Below are 19,949 nucleotides of genomic sequence, written 5' to 3'. Positions count from 1 at the left end.
CGGGCATGTCTCAAGATCTCGGAGACTACGGTTTGCGTGCGACTCCGCAATAGACGAAGCGGGATCCGTCGCTGTCGGCCGCGTCGACGTCTTCGGCGCCCCACAGCCCGACGTAGGTGAGCTCCCGTTTCGCCCCGTCGTAAGGCGGAACGAGCTCGAGGCCGTCGAAGAACCGCCCGACTTCGTCCTTGGTGCGGACGTAGAGCTGCTCGGTCGCCTGCTCGTAGACCGCCACGGCCCGGCCGATGACTTCTTCGTTCTGGCCGTCGGCGGTGGGGTGGGAGAGCACGAGATAGCTGCCGGGCGCGAGCGCGTCCATGTATTCGGCGACGATGCTCCACGGGTCTTCGGCGTCGGGCACGAAGTTGACGACCGCGGCCATGATCAGGCCGACCGGCTGGCTGAAGTCGATCAGCGAGCGGGTGTCGGGATGGTTGAGGATGCTCCGCGGGTCGCGCAGGTCGCCCAGGATGAAGGCGGTGTTGGCGACATCCTGCAGCAGCGCCTGGGCGTGCAGGACGACCATCAGGTCCTTGTCGACGTAGACGACGTGGGAGCGTAAGTCGACACCTTCGGCCTCGGCGTCGAAGTCGCGGAACTGCACGGCCTCGTGGGTGTTGTTGCGGGTCGGCAGCCCGGCGCCGATGTCGATGAACTGGGTGATGCCGCACTCGAGCGCGAGGAACTGCGTGGACCGCTGGAGGAAACCTCGGTTGGACCAGGCCGCGTCCTCGAGCTCGGGAACCATCATCCGGATCTGCTCGGCGGCCTTGCGGTCGACTTCGAGATTGGCGGTGCCGCCGAGGTAGTAGTCGTACAGCCGGCCGGAGCTTGGGCGGGTGGGATCAACACCCGGTGGGACCCACTCGGTCTCACTCATCATGCACCAATTATTCCTGATCTCTGCGGCGTCAACTGGCCACGTTGCGTTCCCGGCTGTGTCACTCTAGCGCCCGCAGAAGAACATTCGGCCGTTCGGTAACCGTGGCGTTCCGGGGCCGTCACAGTTTCGGGGAGGTCCGGGACTATGCACGGTGTCGAAACGGCTCGATTGGGTTTATTGGACGGATTTCGGCTCGAAGCCGACGGCCGGCCGGTGCACGTGCTGGCGAGCACTCAACGCCTGCTGGCGTTGCTGGCCTTGCACGGGCCGGTTCCGCGACTGGTTGCCGCAGGCACCTTGTGGCCGGACGTTCCGGAGCCGCAGGCGCTGGCGAGTTTGCGCACCACGATCTGGCGGGCCAACCGACTCGTCCCGCATTTGGTCACGACCGGGAAAACGGTGATCGGTATCGGAGAGTTCGTAGCAGTCGATGTGGCTGAGCTTTCCGAACACGCGGATCGCGGATTGTTGTGCAGGCATCCGAGCGAGCTCCTGCCCGGCTGGTACGACGACTGGGTGATCTTCGAGCGCGAACGGCTGCGGCAGATCCGGTTGCACGCTCTGGAGTCCGCGGCGCTGCGGCTGATGCTGGAGGGCGGGTACGCGCCGGCGCTGGAGTTCGCACTCGAAGCCGTACGCTGCGAGCCGCTGCGGGAGAGCGCTCATCGCGCGGTGATCAGCGTGCACCTGGCCGAGGGAAACCTGGTCGAGGCGATCCGCGCGTACGTGCGATTCCGTGACCTGCTGCGGGAACAACTGGGCGCGGAACCGTCAGAACGCCTGGTCCGGTTGGTTTTCGGGCACCGTGTGACCGGAACGGAGGTCGGCCGCCTGGCCAGCAACCTCTAGCCGTAGCCGTTCACGGGTGGTCGCGGACGATCACTCGGGCTTGCCGACGTGTGAGGCAACTGCCGCCACGCAGGGAGCCCAGTGCCGCTGCAGCAGCTCGACGACGTGCTGTCGGTGCCGTTCGGCGGTGAACACCGCCAGCACCTCGTCGCCGGCGGCGAGCTTGTTGACATCGTCGTCGTCGCGGAGGGCGTCGGCGTGCTCGTCTTCGACGTTGGTGTAGTCGAGGAGGTCGAGCAGGAGCGCCAGCGTCGACCCCAGCGCGCCCTGCTCCTCCTGGTCGAGGTGCTTGTCGACCAGTTCGGGCAGTTCCGGGAGGTTGTAGGTGCACAACCGTTCCTCGAAGTCGTCCTGCGACCACTCGAGCACGCCGGCGAAGTGCTCGCTGCGCGCCAGGTCGTGCCCGCCGGCGGCGCCGGTCTCCTCGATGTAGTCGGCCAGCTCCTCGAGCGACTCGAAGGCGTAGACCTCACCCTCGCTGCCGAGGAACGAGCCGGTGTCGGAGTCGGTGACGTACCAACCCGGCTGGTAGAGCGTGTAGTACCTCATGCCGACGCCGAGCCCCAGCTCGAGCGGCACGATCGGATCGTTGACGAATTCTGTGCTCACGGCCCTATTCCTACCCCACTCCGGCCGTGGCGTGGCGGGGTGGTTGGCCGGAGAGACGCACGTCGCTGAGCGGGCCTAACCTGATCCGCATGCCAGGGATCGTGTGGTGGGAAGTCGAGACAGCCGAGCCGGAACGCTTCCAGCGGTTCCACGCGGCGTTGTCGGGATGGTCGTTCGCGCCCGCGTTCGAGGACACCGAGCTTGGTGCCGACTACTGGATCATCCAGCAGGACGGTGAGGGCATCGGCGGCCTGCAGCGTGCGTCGTCGTCGGCGCCTGCCCCGGCCGCCGGGACGCGGGTGTACGTCGAGGTCGACGATCTCGAAGCGACCCTGGACAGGGCCGTCGGCCTCGGCGGCACGGTCGAACGCACCCGGGTGGCGCTCGGCGGTGACGACCGGTGGTTCGCCGTGATTCGCGACCCGGCGGGAGTGTCGTTCGGCCTGTGGACCGGGCGTCCAGAAGGCTAGATGCCCAGCGGGTGCCACACGGTCTTGGTCTCGAGGTAGGCCGCCAGCCGTTCGGTGCCCGGCGCCGCGGTCCAGTCGACAGGGGTCGCCGGCGGACGGAGGACCCGCTTGAGGTTGTCCGCGGCCGCGCGTTCCAGGTCGGCGGCCAGGTCAGCGGCGGCGACGCCGGTGAGGTCGATCGCGTTGACGTCCTGGTGGCCGGCGAGCCACGGCGCGACCTCGGCGACCTTGCCGGTCAGCAGGTTGATCACGCCACCGGGCAGGTCGGAGGTCGCCAGCACCTCGGCCAGCGTGATCGACGGCAGCGGCCGGTCCTCGGCGGCCAGGACGACAGCGGTGTTGCCGGTGACGACGACCGGTGCGAGGACGGAGACCAGCCCGAGCAGCGACGACTGCTGCGGCGCCACCACCGCGACGACGCCGGCCGGCTCGGGAACGGAGAAGTCGAAGTAGGGCCCAGCGACGGGGTTGGCGTTGCCGAAGACCTGGCCCACCTTGTCGGCCCAGCCGGCGTACCAGACCCAGCGGTCGATGCTCTCGTCGACGGCGGCCTCGGCGGCCTCGCGCGAGAGGCCTTCGGACGCCGACACCTCGTCGACGAACTGGGAGCGGCGGCCCTCCAGCATCTCGGCGACGCGGTAGAGGATCTGCCCGCGGTTGTAGGCCGTGCGGCCCGACCAGCCCGGCCACGCCTTGCGCGCGGCGACCACCGCGTCGCGGGCGTCCTTGCGGGAGGCGAGCGAGGCGTTGGCGAGGAAGGCACCCTGGCTGTCGTTCACGACGTAACTCCGGCCGGACTCGCTGCGCGGGAACGCGCCACCGATGTAGAGCTTGTAGGTCTTGCGGACGGGCAACCGGCCGGGAACAGAATCAGACATCGAGGTACGCCTCCAGCCCGTGCAGGCCACCCTCGCGGCCGTATCCGGATTCCTTGTAGCCGCCGAACGGCGAGGTCGGGTCGAACCGGTTGAACGTGTTGGCCCACACGACGCCGGCGCGCAGCTTGTCGGCCGCCCACAGGATCCGCGAGCCCTTCTCCGTCCACACGCCGGCCGACAGACCGAACGGCGTGTTGTTGGCCTTCTCGATCGCCTCGGCGGGCGTGCGGAACGTCAGGATCGACAGCACCGGACCGAAGATCTCCTCGCGAGCGATCCGGTGCGCCTGCGTGACGCCGGTGAAGATCGTCGGCGCGAACCAGTAGCCGCGGTCGGGCAGGTCGCACGGCGCGCTCCAGCGTTCGGCGCCTTCGGTCTCGCCGATCTCGCTGAGCGTACGGATCTTCTCCAGCTGGGCTTGGGAGTTGATCGCGCCGATGTCGGTGTTCTTGTCGAGCGGGTCGCCGACGCGCAGCGTGCTCATGCGGCGCTTGAGTTTCGCGAGCACCTCGTCGTAGACGCTTTCCTGAACCAGCAGACGCGATCCGGCGCAGCAGACGTGACCCTGGTTGAAGAAGATGCCGTTGACGATGCCCTCGACGGCCTGGTCGAGCGGCGCGTCGTCGAACACGATGTTGGCGGCCTTGCCGCCGAGCTCGAGCGTGACCTTCTTACGCGTGCCAGCCACTGCTCGCGCGATCGCCTTGCCTACTTCGGTGGAGCCGGTGAACGCCACCTTGTCGACGCCGGCGTGCTCGACGAGGGTACGGCCGGTGTCGCCCGCGCCCGTGACGATGTTGACGACGCCGGGTGGGAGGTCGGCCTGCTGGCAGATCTCGGCGAACATCAACGCCGTAAGGGGAGTCGTCTCGGCGGGCTTGAGTACGACGGTGTTGCCGCACGCCAGCGCGGGAGCGATCTTCCAGGCCAGCATGAGCATCGGGAAGTTCCACGGGATCACCTGGGCGGCGACGCCGATCGGCTTCGGGCTACGCCCGAGGGCTGCGTACTCGAGTTTGTCGGCCCAGCCGGCGTAGTAGAAGAAGTGCGCGGCGACCAGCGGCAGGTCGACGTCCCTCGACTCCCGGATCGGCTTGCCGTTGTCGAGCGACTCGAGGACGGCGAGCTCGCGCGCGCGTTCCTGGATGATCCGTGCGATGCGGTAGAGGTATTTGGCGCGGTCACGGCCGGACATCGGCCCCCACACCTCGTCGTAGGCGCGGCGAGCGGCCGCCACCGCGCGGTCGACGTCCTGCGGGCCGGCCTCGGTAACCTCGGCGAGAACCTCTTCGCTGGCAGGCGAAACCGTCTTGAACGGATGCCCGTCGGTGGCGTCGGTGAACTCGCCGTCGATGAACAGGCCGTACGACGGCTTGATGTCGACGATGGCGCGCGACTCCGGCGCCGGTGCGTATTCGAAGCTGGGCATGGGTCCTAGTCCAACGTGAAGTAGTCGGGTCCGGAGTAGTGGCCGGAGACCATTGTGGCTCGCTGCATGAGCAGGTCGTTGAGCAGGCTGGACGCGCCGATCCGGAACCAGTCCGGGTCGAGCCAGTCGTCGCCGGCGACCTCGTTGACCACGACGAGGTAGCGGATCGCGTCCTTGGACGTACGGATGCCGCCGGCGGGCTTGACGCCGACCTGGCGGCCGGTCGCCTCGCGGAAGTCGCGGACGGCTTCCAGCATCACCATCGTCACCGGCAGCGTGGCGGCCGGCGAGACCTTGCCGGTGCTCGTCTTGATGAAGTCGGCACCCGCGAGCATCGCCAGCCAGGAGGCGCGGCGCACGTTGTCGTAGGTCGCGAGCTCGCCGGTCTCGAGGATGACCTTGAGGTGTGCTGTGTTCGCCGCCTGTTTGACGGCCTGGATCTCCTCGAACACCTTGCCGAGGTGGCCGGACAGGAACGCGCCACGGTCGATCACCATGTCGACCTCGTCGGCGCCGGCTGCGACGGCCGCTGCTGTGTCGGAGAGCTTGACGTCGAGGCTCGACCTGCCGGACGGGAACGCGGTGGCGACGCTGGCGACCTTGACGTCGCTGCCCTGGAGCGCCTGCTTGGCCGCCGGGACCAGGTCGGGGTAGACACAGATCGCCGCGACGGACGGGCAGGTGGCGTCTGCCGGGTCGGGACGGATGCCCTTGGCGCACAAGGCGCGCACCTTGCCGGCGGTGTCCTGGCCTTCGAGCGTGGTGAGGTCGATCATCCGGACCGCGAGGTCGAGCGCCCACGCCTTGGCGGTCGTCTTGATCGACCGGGTGGCGAGGGTCGCCGCCCGCGCCTCGGCGCCCACCTGGTCGACGCCGGGGAGGCCGTGCAAGAACCTGCGCATGCTGGCCTCGGACGCGGTGACCTCGGCCAGCGCACCATCTGCCGTAGCTGTCACGCCCGCCAGTCTAGGTCGAACGGACGGCGGTGTTACCCGGCCGTAGCCGGGAGGGCGGGCGGCACGCCGAGATCTCGGCGGCCGGGCAGCTCAGGCGGCTGAACGGCCGACTGAACGAGGTGACTGAACGGGTGGCAGGGCTCGGCCGGCGCGGCAGGACTGTGCGGTTGGGGGCGCACCTGAGGTGGCGCAGGCAGGTGGTGCGGATCAGGCCTCGTCTTCCAGCCTGCCGGCCGGTTTCACGGTCGATACGTCCGAGGCCACCGGCTCGGCTGCCAGCAGGTCGGCGACCCGGCCGTGGCCGGGTAGGTCCGCGTCCGGATCCACGTCGAGCCAGGGCACCAGGACGAACGCCCGCTCGTGCGCCCGCGGATGCGGCACGGTCAGCACCGGATCGTCCTGCCGGACCGGCCGGCCGGCGTCGTCCCATGCCGCCACCACGTCGACGTCCAGCGTGCGCGGGCCGAACCGCCGCGCGGGGTCGCGGACTCGCCCGGCGGCCTGCTCCAGCGACTGCGCCCGCTCCAGCCACTCGGCGGCGGTCACCTCCGGCGCGGTGACGACGAGCACCGCGTTGAGGTACGCCGGCTGCTCGTCGTCGCCCCACGGCGGAGTCTCGTACACCCCCGACACCGCCAGTGCGTCCGGCGCGGGCGCGGCCTGCCGCAGGCTTTCCACCGCCCGCGACAGGTGCGCCATCCGGTCACCGAGGTTGGATCCCAGCGCGAGTACGACCCGAGTCATGCCTCAATGCTGCCGTCAGCCCACCCGGGTGAAGTCCGCGACCCAGTTGGTCTCCCAGGTCTGGCCGCCGTCGGTCGAGAACGCCTGCTCCCAACGCGGCACCTCGGGCGTCCAGATGAACCGGCTGTAGATCCACTTGCCGTCGTACAGCTCGTGGGCGTAGAACCGGCCGATCCCGTCCTGGAACGAGCCGATCATCGGGGTGCCCAGCTCGGCGGTCCTGCTGTTGGCCCAGTAGATGCTCCAGAACCTGGTCTCCGGGTTGAACAGCCGCAGCGTGACGCCGCTCTGCGTACCGGAGTCCGTCTGCATCACGAGCTCGTCGAAGTTGCCGAGGCCCAGCAGGTACGGCCGGCACTCCAGCTCGGCCTCGAACTCGATCCAGGTGTCGGAGCCGACGCCCCACTTGTCCAGTCGCCGCTGCTTGCTCTGCCACGTGCCGTGCAGGAAGTCGAAGTCGTGGCGGCCGTCGTTGTCGTTCTGCTCTGCGGTCATGCGCAGCAGTCTCGACCGCTTCTGGCCCTGCCGACAGTGCCACCGGATGCGGGAATTATGAGGCCAGTACGCCGGCCAGCGCGGCCACGGCCGGCCCGATCCGGGCCTCACCGAGCCGTCCGTACCCCAGCAGCAGGCCCGGCGCCGGCTCGCGCAACGCCATCGGCGACAACGGTCGCACGCCGATCCCCGCCGCAGCGGCCGCCCGGGCGAGCGCCACGTCGTCCGCGCCGGGCGGCAGCGTGAGCAGGACGTGCAGCCCGGCGGCGGCCCCGCGGAGCTCGAACCCGCGCGGCAGCCGGCCGGCCAGGCCTTCGATCAGCCGGTCCCGGCGTCGCCGGTACGCCTGCCGGGCCCGCGCCACGTGCCGTTCGTACGCGCCCGAGCCGATCAGCTCCGCGAGGGCCAGCTGGTCGATCGCCGGCGAGCCGGAGTCGGCGTACGCCTTGCGCTCCCGTACCTCCTCGACCAGCTCGGCGGGCAGGCTCGCCCAGGCCAGCCTCAGCCCGGGCGCGAGCGTTTTGGCGGCGGTGCCGACGTGCACGACCCGCGCCGGGTCCAGGCCCTGTACCGCGCCCACCGGCGTCCGGTCGTAGCGGAACTCGGCGTCGTAGTCGTCCTCGACGATCAGCCCGCGCGTGCCGGCAGCCCATTCCAGCAGCGCGAGCCGGCGTTCCCGGCTCATGACCGCGCCGGTCGGGAACTGGTGGGCCGGTGTCACGACGACGGCCGGCTCTGTGCCCAGCCGGTCGACGACCAACCCGGCAGCGTCGACCGGAACGCCGGTCATCGCCAGGCCGGACTCCGCGATCGTCGACCAGACGTCCGGCAGGGACGGCGACTCGACCGCGATCGCCTGCGCACCACGGCGGGCCAGCGTGCGGCAGAGCAGGTCGAGCACCTGCGTGAACCCCTGCGCGACCACGATCCGGCCGGGGTCGGCGCGTACGCCGCGTACCCGGCCGAGGTAGCCGGCCAGCGCTGTTCGCAGCTCGATCCGGCCCCGGTGGTCGCCGTAGTCGAGCGCGGAGTCCGGCGCGTTCCGCAATGCCCTCTCGACCGCCCGGACCCACTCGCGGCGCGGGAACAGCCCGGTGTCCGGCGTGGTGGCGGTGAAGTCGTAGCGCCAGCCGGGCGTCACGGCCTCCGCGCTCGGCGGCGGCGGCCCGGCCACCGCGGCGACGACCGGGGCGGACCGCGGCCGTACCTCGAGGTAGCCCTCGGCCACCAGTTGGTCGTACGCGTCGGAGACGACACCCCGCGAGACGCCGAGGTCGCCGGCCAGCGCACGCGAGGACGGCAGCCGGGTGCCGGCGACCAGGCGGCCGTCCTGGATCGCCGATCGGAGGGTCTCCCGCAGCGAGCGCCGCAGCCGGCCGCGTTTCAGCTCCAGCTCGAGGAGCAGCTCGCTGGCCCTATGTTCGGCGGATTCACTGGCTCTTGCCACCGGGCCAGTCTGCCCGGATGCTCGGCTCATGACGACCGAACTCCACCACGTACGCCGGATGCCGGAACGCGGCTCGTACGACCCCGACGTCATCCGCGCGATCCTCGCCGACGGCAAGGTGTGCCACGTCGGCCTGGTCGAGGACGAGACGCCGGTCGTCATCCCGACCGCGTACGGCGTGCTGGGATCAGGAGCGGACGCCGAGGTGGTGGTGCACGGCCTGCCGGCCAGCCGGCTGCTGGGCACCATGCGCGCCCGCAACCGCGTCTGCGTGACCGTCACCCTGTTCGACGGGCTGGTGCTGGCACGGTCGGCGTTCGAGCACTCGATGAACTACCGCTCGGTCGTGCTCTTCGGCCGCCCCCGCTGGCTCCGCGACGAGTCCGAGAAACTGGCCGCACTGCAGGCGATCTCGGAACAAGCCCTCCCCGGCCGCTGGGACGACGTACGCCCACCGGACGGCTCGGAGCTGCGCCGCACCCATGTTCTCGCGGTTCCGATCGAGCAGGCCTCGGCCAAGGTCCGCACCGGCCCACCCTCCCCGGACGAGGACGACTGGAACACCTGGACCGGCGTCCTGCCGGCCGCCCAGCAATGGGGCGAGCCGATCCCCGAGCCCGGCCGCGAGCCGGCCGACCTGCCGACCTACCTCGCCACGCCGTCAACTGCCCGGACACCCTGACGAGATCCGGTGCCGCGGAGAGGATCTCCGTTCCGGGATCGCTCGCCCAGCGGCCGGCAGTTCGGCAACCAATCCCCAGGTGGGTTCGGTCAAGTCGGCCGGACCGCCGCCGATTGGGCCGTTCCGGTCAGGCTTCGCAGGCTCCTGGCCTGGTCAAGGCGGCTAAGCTCACCCTCTATGACCAAGCGCCGTCAGGTGATCGAAAGCTTCGCGCCCCTGGGAGGGCGCATTCTCGGCGGGCTCACGCTCGTGGTCGCGCTGCTAGTGATCATCGACATCATCGCCCAGTGGCGGACCCTCGACGGCCTCACCGCGGGGGGCATCGTGGTCGCGCTGAGCGCGCTGGTGTGGATCGCGATGATCCGGCCGGCGGTCGTGGCGTACGAAGAAGCACTGGTCATCCGCAACCTCGTCCGCGACGTGCGGATTCCGTGGGCGCGGGTGCAGAGCGCCGAGATCAGGCCGATCCTGATCGTCAACACCGAGCAGGGTGCGTACAAGTCGGTCGCCGTCGCGGTCACGCGAGCCGACCGGCGGGCGATGTGGCGGTCCAAGGAGGACGCCGCGAAGCGCCGGGACGCGGCGGCTGCCGGCGCGCCGCCCACGCCGGCTGCCCGGGTCGCCGAGCACCAGTCGAAGACCGCGCCCGCGATGCACGCCGTGCACCGGATCGACGTGATGGCCAAGAAGTACGCCGAGACGTCGCAGGGCGACGTCAGCAAGACCTGGGCCTGGCCGGAGATCGCGGTGTTCGGCGCCGGCGTGCTGCTCGCGCTGGTCGGCTACATCCTCACCCGTTAGGGGGCAGGGACGCCGCGCCCCGGCGGGCTCGAGGGCCGAGTGCGACGGTGGCGCTCGACCGGGCTCAGGACGTGGCGCTGCTGATGATCGCGGCTATGACGGCGATCAGGCCGCCGAGAACACCGAGGCCGAGCAGGATCGTCCCGATGATGCCGAGGATCTGCCCGGCCTTCGCCATGCCCTCGCCCTCGAGCCCACCGTTGCTCTCGGCGATCCGCTGCAGCGCCTTGTTGCCTTGCATCCACGCGAACGGCGACAGGATCTGGCAGAGCAGGAGGCCGAGCAGGCCGAGCACGAGCGCCGTCGTGGCGCCTTCGGCTTGCTGCCGGGGCTGGTACGGCTGCTGGTACCCCGGGTTGGGCGGACCGTAGGACATCGCGAACACCACCTCGCTGAGAAGCACATTTCTGTGCCCAGCGTTTCCACCTTCCACGCTGCGGAAAACCTCGCGGGCCTGCGGAGTTACGGCGTGAGCAGGCCGTCGAGGTCGGCACGGAGCTCGACGAGGCCTGCTTTCGCCTTCGCCCGGGCGGTGGCGAGGTCGCCGGCGTCGACGGGTTCGACGACCTCGAGATAGCACTTCAGCTTCGGCTCGGTGCCGCTCGGCCGTACGATCACCCGGCCCTGCCCGGCGAGGTAGTAGCGCACGCCGTCGGTCGGTGGCAGGCCGTCGGTCGGTGCCGCGAGGTCGTCGAAGCGCTCGACGATTCGCCCGCCGAGGCCCGAGGGCGGGTCGGAACGCAGCCGGCTCACGAGCGTCGTGGCTTGGTCGAGGTCGTCGAGGCGGACCGAGATCTGTTCGGTGGCGTACACGCCGTAGTCCAGCGCGATCTCGTCGAGGAGGTCGAGCAGGGTCCGGCCCTCGGCTTTCAGCGACGCGGCGAGCTCGGCCATCCGGATCAGCGCGGAGATGCCGTCCTTGTCGGCGACCGCGGCCCGGTCCACGCAGTAGCCGAGGGCTTCCTCGTAACCGAACGCGAGGCTCTGGATCCGGCCGATCCACTTGAAGCCGGTCAGCGTCTGCTCGTACGGCCGCCCGTTGCGCTCGGCGATCGCCGACAGCAGCGACGACGACACGATCGAACAGGCCAGCGTGCCCTCGGCGCCGGAACGGATCAGGTGGGTGGCCAGCAGCCCGCCGACCTCGTCGCCGGTGAGCCGCCGCCAGTCGCCGTCGGACTCCGGCACCGCGACGGCCAGCCGGTCGGCGTCGGGGTCGTTGGCCAGCACGATGTCGGCACCGGTCTTCGTCGCCAGCGCGAACGCGAGGTCCAGCGCGCCCGGCTCCTCGGGATTCGGGAACGCGACGGTCGGAAACGCCGGGTCCGGCTCGGCCTGCTCCGCGACCACGGACGGCTCGGAGAAGCCCGTACGTTGCAGCGCTTTGGCGACCACCGCGCCGCCGACGCCGTGCATCGGCGTGTAGACGATCGTGAGGTCGCGCGGACCGTCGGCGGCCGGCAGCGTGCCGATCCGGTTCAGGTAGGCGTCGAGCAACTCGTCGCCGAGCACCGTCCAGCCGGTGCCGCGCGGCACGCCGGCCAGCGGGCCGACGGCGGCGATCGCGGCCGAGATGTCGGCGTCGGCCGGTGGCACGATCTGCGAGCCGTCGCCGAGGTAGACCTTGTAGCCGTTGTCCTGCGGCGGGTTGTGCGAGGCGGTGACCATCACGCCGGCGGCACAGCCGAGCTCGCGGATGGCGTACGCCAGCACGGGTGTCGGCAGCGGGCCAGGCAGGAGATACGCACGCAGCCCGGCGCCGGTCATCACCTCGGCGGTGTCGGTAGCGAACACGTGGGAGTTCTTGCGCGCGTCGTACCCGATGACCACCGAGTCGCCACCGCGCTCCCGCAGGTAGGCCGCCAGCCCGGCCGCGGCCCGGAGTACGACCACGCGGTTCATCCGGTTCGGCCCGGCACCGAGCGCACCGCGCAGTCCGGCCGTACCGAACTCCAGGAAGCCGCTGAACCGGTCGGTGAGCTCGGCCGCCTGTTCGTCCGCCTGCTCGTCCGCCTGCTCGCCGAGCAGCGCGCGCAGCTCGTCCCGGGTCTCCGGGTCGGGGTCCTCGGCCAGCCACGCGGCGGCTTGGTCGAGCAGGTGCTGGTGGTCGTTCGGCAGCCTCGTCATGAGGGTGAAACTACCCAATGTCCGGAACGAGGAATTTACTTGCTGGCTGCAACGTGCCGCGGGAAACCGTTGACCTCGGGCATGGATGGGAGGACTCTGTTCAGCGTTCGGCTCGGCATGCGTAGTTCGCTGGAGGTCGTTGCATGGCACGCTCGTTGGCCCGCAGGCTCAGCCTCGGGGCCGTTGGACTCGCGGCGCTCGGCTTGCTCATTTCGCCCGCGATGGGACAGGCAGCACCAGTACCGCAAACGGATACAGCACAGGCGAGACAGGAGACCTACGCCGCGGCCGCGCAGGCCTACGGCGTACCCGTCGACATCCTGCTCGCGGTCTCCTATCTCGAGACCCGCTGGGACACCCACGCCGGTGAGCCGTCGCGCGCGGCCGGCTACGGCCCGATGCACCTCACCGACGTACGGGCTGCAAACAGCACGCCCGCGGCGGAGCACCACGACGGCGAGGACGCGCGCGGCGACACCGCCCGGCCGTTGACCGCGTCGGCGGCGCGCACCACGAACACCGCGACGCCGGCCGAGCTGCCCAACCTCGACACTGTGGGCGACGCGGCCGAGGCGACCGGCATCTCCGCGGCCAAGCTGCGTACGGATCCGGCGTCCAACATCCGCGGCGGTGCGGCGCTGCTCGCCTCGTACCAGAAGCAGCTCGGCGGTGCGAGGAAGAAGAGCCTGGCCGACTGGTACGGCGCGGTCGCGCTCTACAGCGGATCCAAGGACGCGGCCACGGCCGCGAGCTTCGCCGACGAGGCGTACTCCATCCTGGCCGAAGGTGCGGCCCGCACCACAGACGACGGTCAGGCGGTGAAACTCCAAGCCCGGAACGTGAAACCCAACCACGACTGGCTGGCCAAGGCCGGGCTGCGAGCCTCCGCCACCGGCGACACCGAGTGCCCGCGAACCGTTGCCTGCGAGTGGATCCCGTCGGCGTACGAGGAGCTCGGTGACGGCGACTACGGGCACTACGACCTCGCGGACCGGCCGAAGAGCCAGAAGATCCGCTACATCATCATCCACGACACCGAGGGCAGCTATCCCGGCGTCATCAACCTGACGCAGGACCCGAACTACGCGGCGTCCTGGCAGTACACCATGCGCAACAGCGACGGCCACATCGCCCAGCACCTCAAGGCGAAGGACGTCGCGTGGCAGGCCGGCAACTGGTACATCAACGCCAAGTCGATCGGCATCGAGCACGAAGGCTGGGCGGCACGCGGCACGTGGTACTCCGAGGTGATGTATCGCACCTCCGCCAAGCTCGTCCGCTATCTCGCCGGCAAGTACGGCATCCCGATCGACCGGCAGCACATCCTCGGGCACGACAACGTCCCCGGCGTGACGACGGCCAACATTCCCAACATGCACTGGGATCCGGGACCGTACTGGGACTGGGCGCACTACTTCGCGCTGATGGACCGTCCGCTCTTCCCGACCGGCACGAGCCGGACCGGCATGGTCACCATCAAGCCGGACTACGACCACAACTTCCTGCCGTTCACCGGCTGCGAGGACAACCCCGGGCCGCCCGGTGAGGACCCGTCGAACCGGCCGATGTGCGGCGAGTGGAGCTCGTCGTCGGTGATCCTGCACACCGAACCGCGAGCTGATGCACCGTTGCTGAAGGACATCGGCCTGCACCAGGACGGCAGCGACACCACGATGCGGGTCTCCGACATCGGCAGCCGGGTCTCGACCGGGCAGCAGTACGCCGTCGCCGAGGTGCGCGGCGACTGGGTGGCGGTCTGGTACCTCGGGCAGAAGGGCTGGTTCCACAACCCGCGCGGTGCGCGGACCGCCTTGTGGGCAACGGGTCTGGTCGTGACGCCGAAGGCCGGCAAGACGGAGGTGCCTGTCTACGGGCGGGCGTATCCGGAGGCGGAGGCGTATGCCGGGACGACGATTCCGGTGCAGGCGATCTCGCCGCTGCCGTACAAGCTGCTGCCTGGGCAGCGGTACGTCCTGGGCGAGGCGCCGGCGTCGGCGGAGTACTACCGCGCGGTGACGTTCGACGTCTTCGACGGGACGGACCACGTGGTGGTGCGCGGCACCACGAAGTACTACGAGATCCAGGTGGGGCACCGGGTCGGCTACGTGATGGCGTCCGACGTCGACGTGCTGCCGTCCTGGAAGCGCTGACCCACTGTTCCGCGAATGACCACGTTAACCACGTAATTAGCGGGTTAACCACGCCCCGGGGCGTGGCGAAGCACCTACTGGCGTGGCGCTGTGTCGATTTGCGGCTCTGCCGCGTGGGCCAAACGCGTGGCGAAGCGCTAATGACCACGTTAACCAGCTGAAAGCGTGGTTAACGTGGTCATTAGCGCGATCGGGCGGCGGGCTACTGGATGGCGCGGGAGCGCTGGCCGGTGCCCGGGCCGCCGTACGGGTAGTCGTCGACGATCGGGGCGCTGACGTCGGTCAGCAGCTGGGTCTCCTCCTCCGAGAGGTGGAGGTCGGAGGCGCCGAGGTTGTCGTCGAGCTGCTCAGTCGTCCGGGCGCCGAGGATCACCGACGTCACGGCGGGACGGTCGGCCAGCCACGACAGCGCGACCTGGGCCATCGAGACGCCGCGGCCGTCGGCGACCTGGCGTACGGCGTCGAGGATCGCCCAGGTGCGTTCGTCGGCGTTGCGCTTGGCGTAGCCCTCCATGCCGCGCTCGGGGTTCTCGCCGAGGCGGGTCGCGCCGGTCGGGGTGGAGTCGCGGTGGTACTTGCCGGTGAGCCAGCCGCCGCCGAGCGGCGACCACGGCAGGATGCCGACACCCTCGTTGACGCAGACCTCGGCGGCCTCGAGCTCGATGCTTCGCTGCAGGAGGTTGTACTGAGGCTGCAGCGTCACGACCGGCGGGTAGCCGAGGTGCTTGGCGACCAGCACGATCTTCTGGAGCTGCCAGCCGACGAAGTTGGACACCCCGACGTACTGGATCTTGCCGGCGGTCACGGCGTCGGAGTAGAAGCGCAGTGTCTCCTCCAGCGGCGTATGGGCGTCGAACGCGTGCGCCTGGTAGAGGTCGATCGTCTCGACGCCGAGGCGCTGGAGGCTCCGGTCGAGGTTCCGCGCGAGGGAGACGCGGGACAGGCCGAGGTCGTTGCGGTCGCCGTCGCGGGAGAAACGGGCCTTGGTCGCGATCACGACCTTCTCGCGGACTCCGGGTCTTGCCGCGAGCCAGCGGCCGATGATCGCCTCCGACTCGCCGCCGGAGTAGACGTTCGCGGTGTCGATGAAGTTGCCGCCGGCCTCGACGAACCGGTCGAGCTGCTCGAACGAGCCCTTCTCATCGGTCTCGCTACCGAACGTCATCGTTCCGAGGCACTGGTTGGACACAACCGTGCCGGTGCTGCCAAGGGTCCGATATTCCATGGCACCAGCTTTCCCGCTGGCGTTTAAGCTGTCCAACAGCAGAAACTGATCCGACTGATCGGATTGCTCGATGGAACTTCGCCAGCTGGAATACTTCGTCGCCGTCGCAGAGCACCGGCACTTCACCCGGGCCGCCCGGGAGCTGCATGTCGCGCAGTCGGGACTGTCGGCATCGATCCGCACGCTCGAGCGCGAGCTCGGGGCCGAGCTGTTCATCCGTAACACGCGCACGGTCGAACTGACCGATGCCGGACGCGCGCTGCTGGTCGAGGCCCGGCACACGCTCAACAACGCTGCGGCGGCCAAGGAGGCCGTGGCGGCGGTACGCGGGGTGCTGCGGGGGCGCCTGGTGCTGGGTACACAGCAGTGCCTGGGGGCCCTGCACGTACACGAGGTGCTGACGCGGTTTCACGCAGCGCATCCGGGGGTGGAGATCCGGCTGCGGCAGGGCGGCTCGACCGACCTGATCGAACAGGTGCGGATCGGCGACGTGGACGTGGCGTTCGTGTCGGCGCCGTCGCCGTCGCCGGTGGGGGTCGCCCTGACCGAGCTGGCGCGGGAGCCGATGGTGCTGGCGTGCGGCCCGGCACACCGGCTGGTCGACAACGCCGAGGTGGAGCTGGAGGAGCTGGAGAAGGAGACGTTCGTCGACTTCCACCCGGGCTGGATCACCCGCGACGTGACCGACCAGGCCCTGACCGCGGCGGGCGTGGATCGCCGGGTGGCGATCGAGGTGAACGACGTCCACTCGCTGCTCGACTTCGTGGGCGCGGGGCTGGGCGTGGCGCTGGTGCCGTGCTCGTTCACCCACAAGCGGACACGTGCGAAGTTCGTGCCGCTGCAGCCACCGGCGCCACTGTGGCGGGTAGCCGTGGCGACGGCGGCCGGCCGCCGTCCGAGCGCGGCGGCGCTGGCCCTGCTGTCCGACGAGGCGATCCGGTTGTAGAGCTGGTTGGGCCGGTCTGTCGGCTGCTGCGATGCGCGGGCCCGCGATGGCTGCGGTGGGGGCGGCGGGCCTGGCTGGGTGCTGACCTGGCGTTGAGCCGTGAGCCGTGAGCCGGCGGAGGCGTCCGATGCCGATGTGGCGGCGGGGCAGCGGTTCAGCCGGGGCGGGCGAAGCGGCGCAGGTACAGCACCTGCGCTCCTACACACGCTGCCAGTCCCCAGGCGAACAGCCACGGCGGTACCAAGCCGCCCAGAGGCGCCAGCGCCACGGCGGCACCCACGATCAGCAGGGCGATCCACAGCGACTTCACCCTCGCGCTCAGGATCGCGGAGATCGCGAGGTAGATCGCCAGGCCGGCGCAGACCAGCCAGCGGCCGCTCGCTTCGGTGTGGCCGTGGGCGTGTTGCGTCAGCACGCCGAGCCCGGCCGCGACCACGGCGATCGCCGCCGTGAGGAGGAAGTGGGCGGGCATCAGCAGCCTCGGCGGCAGGTCGGGCTTCTCCCCGAAGCCGTACTGGAACGTCAGCCACCACACGCCCACCAGCAGCCCGAACCCGGCAGCCCCGACCGCCACCAGGCGGTTGTCCCAGGCGCCCTCCGACGCGGCCGTGACGAGCTGCAGCATGGCCTCGCCGAGCACGATGATCACGAACAGGCCGAGCCGTTCGCCGAGGTGTTCCGCGTCGAGGCTGGCGGCGGAGTACTGCGGCATGATCTCCGGCGCGTCGCCGCGGCGCAGGCGCTGCTGGTTGCGCCGGAACTGATCCTCTTCCCGCTTCTGGAACCGCTTGATCAGCTCGTCGGGGTCGCGCGTGGCACCGAACGAGAACCACAGGTCGATCGCCAGCCCGAACGCCCAGAGGTACAGCTGCGTGGGCTGGTCCATCCACAGCGAGATGATCCACGGCACCAGCCCGGCGCTGTTCTGCGCCACGGGCCAGGACGTCAGGATCTGCCGGACGGTGCCCCACGTCCGCATGCCCGCCACCCGCGTGAAGACGAACGCGGCGGCGAACAACGTCGAGCGTTCGCCGGTCGCCTCCGGGATCGCGACCGCCATCACCGCGATGCCCAGCATGCCGATCAGCATCGAGCGCTGGCGGGTCTTCTCGGCCGCGACGTTCGCGTACATCGTGAACGACGACCACACCAGCCAGACCGCGAAGTAGAGCACGGCGAAGACCAGCACGTCCTGCCAGCCGGGACTGCCCTCGTGGCCCTGCAGGCGGTGGGCGAGCTGCGCCACCGCGACGACCACCACGAGGTCGAAGAAGAGCTCGAGCCAGCTGGCGTGCCTGCCGCTGGGTCCCTCGCTGGGCTCTGGTTGTTCGCTCACAGTCGCAGCTCCGCGAGTACGGCGTAGTGGTCGGTGCCCGGCACCCGGACGCGTTCGAAGTGCTCGACGCCGATCTCGCCCTTCACCAGCACGTGGTCGAGCGCCAGGACCGGCGGGATCCGGCTGCCCGCCGGCCAGGTGGCGACGACACCGGATCCGGCGCTGTCGGCCGCGTCGACGTACCCGAGGTCGTAGAGCTTCCGCAGCGGCCGGTGGTCGGGCGTCGCGTTGAAGTCGCCGGCGACGATCGCCGGGCCGTCGACGTCGGCGAGCGCGGCCTGGAGCGTCCCGAAGTCGCGCGTCCAGAGACGGTGCCCGTCCGGACCGACCGGTGGGAACGGGTGCGCCGCCACGACCGTGAGCCGCTGCTGCCCGATGTCTACCGTCGCCCTGAGGTTGTGGAACCGGGTCGGTTCCAGCTTGACGCCACCGGACAGCGGGTACCGGCTCCAGATCCCGCTGCCGGCCGGTGTCGGCGGGCCGGGCACGGCGTAGCGGTACGGAAGCAACCGGTCGAGGCCGGCCGCCCGGATGCCGGGCATGGCTTCGTCGGTCAGCTCCTGCAGCGACACGACGTCGACGTCGTGCTCCCGCACCAGCCGGACGATGGTCGCCGGGTCGCCGCCGCCGTACTCCAGGTTGGCCGACAGCACGGTCAGCGCGCGGTCGCCCTTCGCCTGGTCGGGCACGAACAGCGGCGCCGCCCAGACCAGGTGCACGAGCAGGCCGGCCACACCGAGCGCGGCGAGCAGCCGCGACCGGCCGAGCGCACCGAGCAGGATCGGCAGCAGGTACGCCAGCCCGATGAACGGCGTCAGCCCCACCACAGCCGCGAGCAGCCCGCCAGAGAGACCGAACGCGCGGACCGCCGTGCCGGCCACCAGCCCGAGCAGGGCGAGTACGGCGAGGACGCGGAACATGATGCGCGACGGCGAGACAGGCGGCCGGTCCCGCCCGCTGGGTTCACCCGCGGACGGGCCGGCCCCCGGCTGGACGTCGAGCTCCGCGTCGGCGTCCGGCATCAGAGCTGGGCCGCGATCCGGGCCAGCAGGCGGCCCATCCGTTCGGCCGCGGCCTGGCCGGCCGAAAGGACCTCATCGTGCGACAACGGACTCCCCGTCATCCCCGCCGCGAGGTTGGTGACCAGCGAGAGCCCCAGCACCTCGGCACCCGCCTCGCGCGCCGCGATCGTCTCCAGCGCCGTCGACATGCCGACCAGCGACGCGCCGACCGTACGCAGGTAACGGATCTCCGCCGGCGTCTCGTAGTGCGGCCCCGGCAGCTGCGCGTAGACGCCTTCCTCCAGCGCGGGGTCGACCCGCCGGCACAGCGCCCGCAGCCGCGGTGAGTACGCGTCGGTCAGGTCGACGAACCGCGCCCCGACCAGCGGCGAGCAGGCCGTCAAGTTGATGTGGTCGGAGATCAGCACCGGGGTGCCAGGCCGCCAGTGCTCGCGCAGCCCGCCGCACCCGTTGGTCAGCACCACGGTCCGGCAGCCTGCCGCGAGCGCCGTCCGTACGCCGTGCACCGTGGCCGCCGGCCCGTGCCCTTCGTACAGATGGGTACGCCCCAGGAAGACCAGCAGCCGCTTGTCACCGGCGGAGACGCTCCGGATCCGGCCGGCGTGCCCTGCCACGGCAGGCGGGGTGAACCCCGGAAGGTCGGTCGTCGCGAGGTCCGCGACGGTCTCGCCCACGAGGTCGGCCGCCGGTTTCCAGCCCGAGCCCAGCACGAGCGCGACGTCGTGGCGGTCGGCGCCCGTGAGCTTTCCGAGCTCTGACGCGGCGGCTTCGGCGGCGTCGTAGGGGTCTGCGAGAGATTCCACCTGACGAGTATCTGACATGGCGAAGAGCCGACAACCATTTGGCTTGCCCAGGTAGTTGCACCCGCTGTGGGGTTGACCCTCTAAGGGGCGACCCGTC

Annotated in this window: 20 protein-coding genes; 6 read left to right on the top strand and 14 right to left on the bottom strand. The window is 70.4% G+C overall.

What is annotated here, in order from left to right:
* Positions 1–25 precede the first annotated feature (25 nt).
* Positions 26–883, bottom strand: a complete 858-nt coding sequence (locus ACYVF6_RS25410) for a class I SAM-dependent methyltransferase (protein WP_460525030.1) — start codon at positions 881–883, stop codon at positions 26–28.
* 144 nt (positions 884–1,027) lie between these two features.
* Here ACYVF6_RS25410 and ACYVF6_RS25405 point away from each other — a divergent pair, with 144 nt between their 5' ends.
* Positions 1,028–1,732: an AfsR/SARP family transcriptional regulator gene (locus ACYVF6_RS25405; RefSeq protein ID WP_460525029.1), complete on the top strand. Its 705-nt coding sequence runs from the start codon at positions 1,028–1,030 to the stop codon at positions 1,730–1,732.
* Between the two features lie 30 nt (positions 1,733–1,762).
* Here the strand turns inward: ACYVF6_RS25405 and ACYVF6_RS25400 are convergent, their stop codons facing one another.
* Positions 1,763–2,341, bottom strand: a complete 579-nt coding sequence (locus ACYVF6_RS25400; RefSeq protein WP_460525028.1) for a hypothetical protein — start codon at positions 2,339–2,341, stop codon at positions 1,763–1,765.
* 89 nt (positions 2,342–2,430) lie between these two features.
* Here ACYVF6_RS25400 and ACYVF6_RS25395 point away from each other — a divergent pair, with 89 nt between their 5' ends.
* The gene (locus ACYVF6_RS25395) at positions 2,431–2,811 is read left to right on the top strand and encodes a VOC family protein (RefSeq protein WP_460525027.1); all 381 of its coding nucleotides are present in this window, start codon (positions 2,431–2,433) and stop codon (positions 2,809–2,811) included.
* Here ACYVF6_RS25395 and ACYVF6_RS25390 read toward each other — a convergent pair.
* From ACYVF6_RS25390 to pdxR, 6 genes are all read right to left on the bottom strand, one after another.
* Positions 2,808–3,689, bottom strand: coding sequence for an aldehyde dehydrogenase family protein (locus tag ACYVF6_RS25390; protein WP_460525026.1), 882 nt, complete (start codon positions 3,687–3,689; stop codon positions 2,808–2,810). The genes ACYVF6_RS25395 and ACYVF6_RS25390 overlap by 4 nt on opposite strands.
* A complete protein-coding gene (locus ACYVF6_RS25385) occupies positions 3,682–5,118 on the bottom strand; it encodes an aldehyde dehydrogenase family protein (protein ID WP_460525025.1) in 1,437 nt (478 codons plus the stop codon). Before ACYVF6_RS25385 ends, ACYVF6_RS25390 begins: the two co-directional genes overlap by 8 nt.
* Before the next feature lie 5 nt (positions 5,119–5,123).
* Positions 5,124–6,074, bottom strand: coding sequence for a 2-deoxyribose-5-phosphate aldolase (gene deoC, locus ACYVF6_RS25380; protein WP_460525024.1), 951 nt, complete (start codon positions 6,072–6,074; stop codon positions 5,124–5,126).
* A gap of 207 nt (positions 6,075–6,281) precedes the next feature.
* The gene (gene folK / locus ACYVF6_RS25375) at positions 6,282–6,818 is read right to left on the bottom strand and encodes a 2-amino-4-hydroxy-6-hydroxymethyldihydropteridine diphosphokinase (RefSeq protein WP_460525023.1); all 537 of its coding nucleotides are present in this window, start codon (positions 6,816–6,818) and stop codon (positions 6,282–6,284) included.
* 15 nt (positions 6,819–6,833) lie between these two features.
* Positions 6,834–7,313: a hypothetical protein gene (locus ACYVF6_RS25370; RefSeq protein ID WP_460525022.1), complete on the bottom strand. Its 480-nt coding sequence runs from the start codon at positions 7,311–7,313 to the stop codon at positions 6,834–6,836.
* A gap of 55 nt (positions 7,314–7,368) precedes the next feature.
* Positions 7,369–8,760, bottom strand: a complete 1,392-nt coding sequence (gene pdxR, locus ACYVF6_RS25365) for a MocR-like pyridoxine biosynthesis transcription factor PdxR (protein ID WP_460525021.1) — start codon at positions 8,758–8,760, stop codon at positions 7,369–7,371.
* A gap of 28 nt (positions 8,761–8,788) precedes the next feature.
* On the opposite strand from pdxR, the gene ACYVF6_RS25360 reads away from it, so the two are divergent.
* Both ACYVF6_RS25360 and ACYVF6_RS25355 read left to right on the top strand, forming a co-directional pair.
* On the top strand, positions 8,789–9,442 hold the full coding sequence (locus ACYVF6_RS25360; protein ID WP_460525020.1) for a pyridoxamine 5'-phosphate oxidase family protein: 654 nt from the start codon (positions 8,789–8,791) through the stop codon (positions 9,440–9,442).
* 177 nt (positions 9,443–9,619) lie between these two features.
* Positions 9,620–10,243 (top strand): hypothetical protein, encoded by a 624-nt coding sequence (locus ACYVF6_RS25355; RefSeq protein WP_460525019.1) that lies wholly within the window; start codon positions 9,620–9,622, stop codon positions 10,241–10,243.
* 64 nt (positions 10,244–10,307) lie between these two features.
* Here ACYVF6_RS25355 and ACYVF6_RS25350 read toward each other — a convergent pair whose 3' ends face one another.
* Positions 10,308–10,619, bottom strand: coding sequence for a DUF4190 domain-containing protein (locus ACYVF6_RS25350; protein WP_460525018.1), 312 nt, complete (start codon positions 10,617–10,619; stop codon positions 10,308–10,310).
* Between the two features lie 86 nt (positions 10,620–10,705).
* A complete protein-coding gene (locus tag ACYVF6_RS25345; protein WP_460525017.1) occupies positions 10,706–12,370 on the bottom strand; it encodes a phospho-sugar mutase in 1,665 nt (554 codons plus the stop codon).
* A 143-nt stretch (positions 12,371–12,513) separates the two neighbouring features.
* Between ACYVF6_RS25345 and ACYVF6_RS25340 the strand changes: the two genes are divergently transcribed.
* On the top strand, positions 12,514–14,520 hold the full coding sequence (locus ACYVF6_RS25340) for an N-acetylmuramoyl-L-alanine amidase (protein ID WP_460525016.1): 2,007 nt from the start codon (positions 12,514–12,516) through the stop codon (positions 14,518–14,520).
* Positions 14,521–14,722: 202 nt separating this feature from the next.
* On the opposite strand, the gene ACYVF6_RS25335 is transcribed toward ACYVF6_RS25340, so the two are convergent.
* Positions 14,723–15,745, bottom strand: coding sequence for an aldo/keto reductase (locus ACYVF6_RS25335; RefSeq protein ID WP_460525015.1), 1,023 nt, complete (start codon positions 15,743–15,745; stop codon positions 14,723–14,725).
* A 70-nt stretch (positions 15,746–15,815) separates the two neighbouring features.
* Here ACYVF6_RS25335 and ACYVF6_RS25330 point away from each other — a divergent pair, with 70 nt between their 5' ends.
* Positions 15,816–16,691, top strand: coding sequence for a LysR family transcriptional regulator (locus tag ACYVF6_RS25330; protein WP_460525014.1), 876 nt, complete (start codon positions 15,816–15,818; stop codon positions 16,689–16,691).
* Between the two features lie 154 nt (positions 16,692–16,845).
* On the opposite strand, the gene ACYVF6_RS25325 is transcribed toward ACYVF6_RS25330, so the two are convergent.
* From ACYVF6_RS25325 to ACYVF6_RS25315, 3 genes are read right to left on the bottom strand one after another with little or no spacing between them, the layout of a single operon-like run.
* The gene (locus ACYVF6_RS25325; RefSeq protein ID WP_460525013.1) at positions 16,846–18,027 is read right to left on the bottom strand and encodes a low temperature requirement protein A; all 1,182 of its coding nucleotides are present in this window, start codon (positions 18,025–18,027) and stop codon (positions 16,846–16,848) included.
* Positions 18,024–19,049, bottom strand: coding sequence for an endonuclease/exonuclease/phosphatase family protein (locus ACYVF6_RS25320; RefSeq protein WP_460525012.1), 1,026 nt, complete (start codon positions 19,047–19,049; stop codon positions 18,024–18,026). The genes ACYVF6_RS25325 and ACYVF6_RS25320 overlap by 4 nt, the downstream gene beginning before the upstream one ends.
* Positions 19,049–19,852: a purine-nucleoside phosphorylase gene (locus tag ACYVF6_RS25315; protein WP_460525011.1), complete on the bottom strand. Its 804-nt coding sequence runs from the start codon at positions 19,850–19,852 to the stop codon at positions 19,049–19,051. Before ACYVF6_RS25315 ends, ACYVF6_RS25320 begins: the two co-directional genes overlap by 1 nt.
* Between the last annotated feature and the right edge of the window lie 97 nt (positions 19,853–19,949).

It is taken from the genome of Flindersiella endophytica (assembly GCF_054779015.1).
Note: the sequence above shows the minus strand (reverse complement) of the source record. Positions and strands in the feature narration are given on the sequence as shown.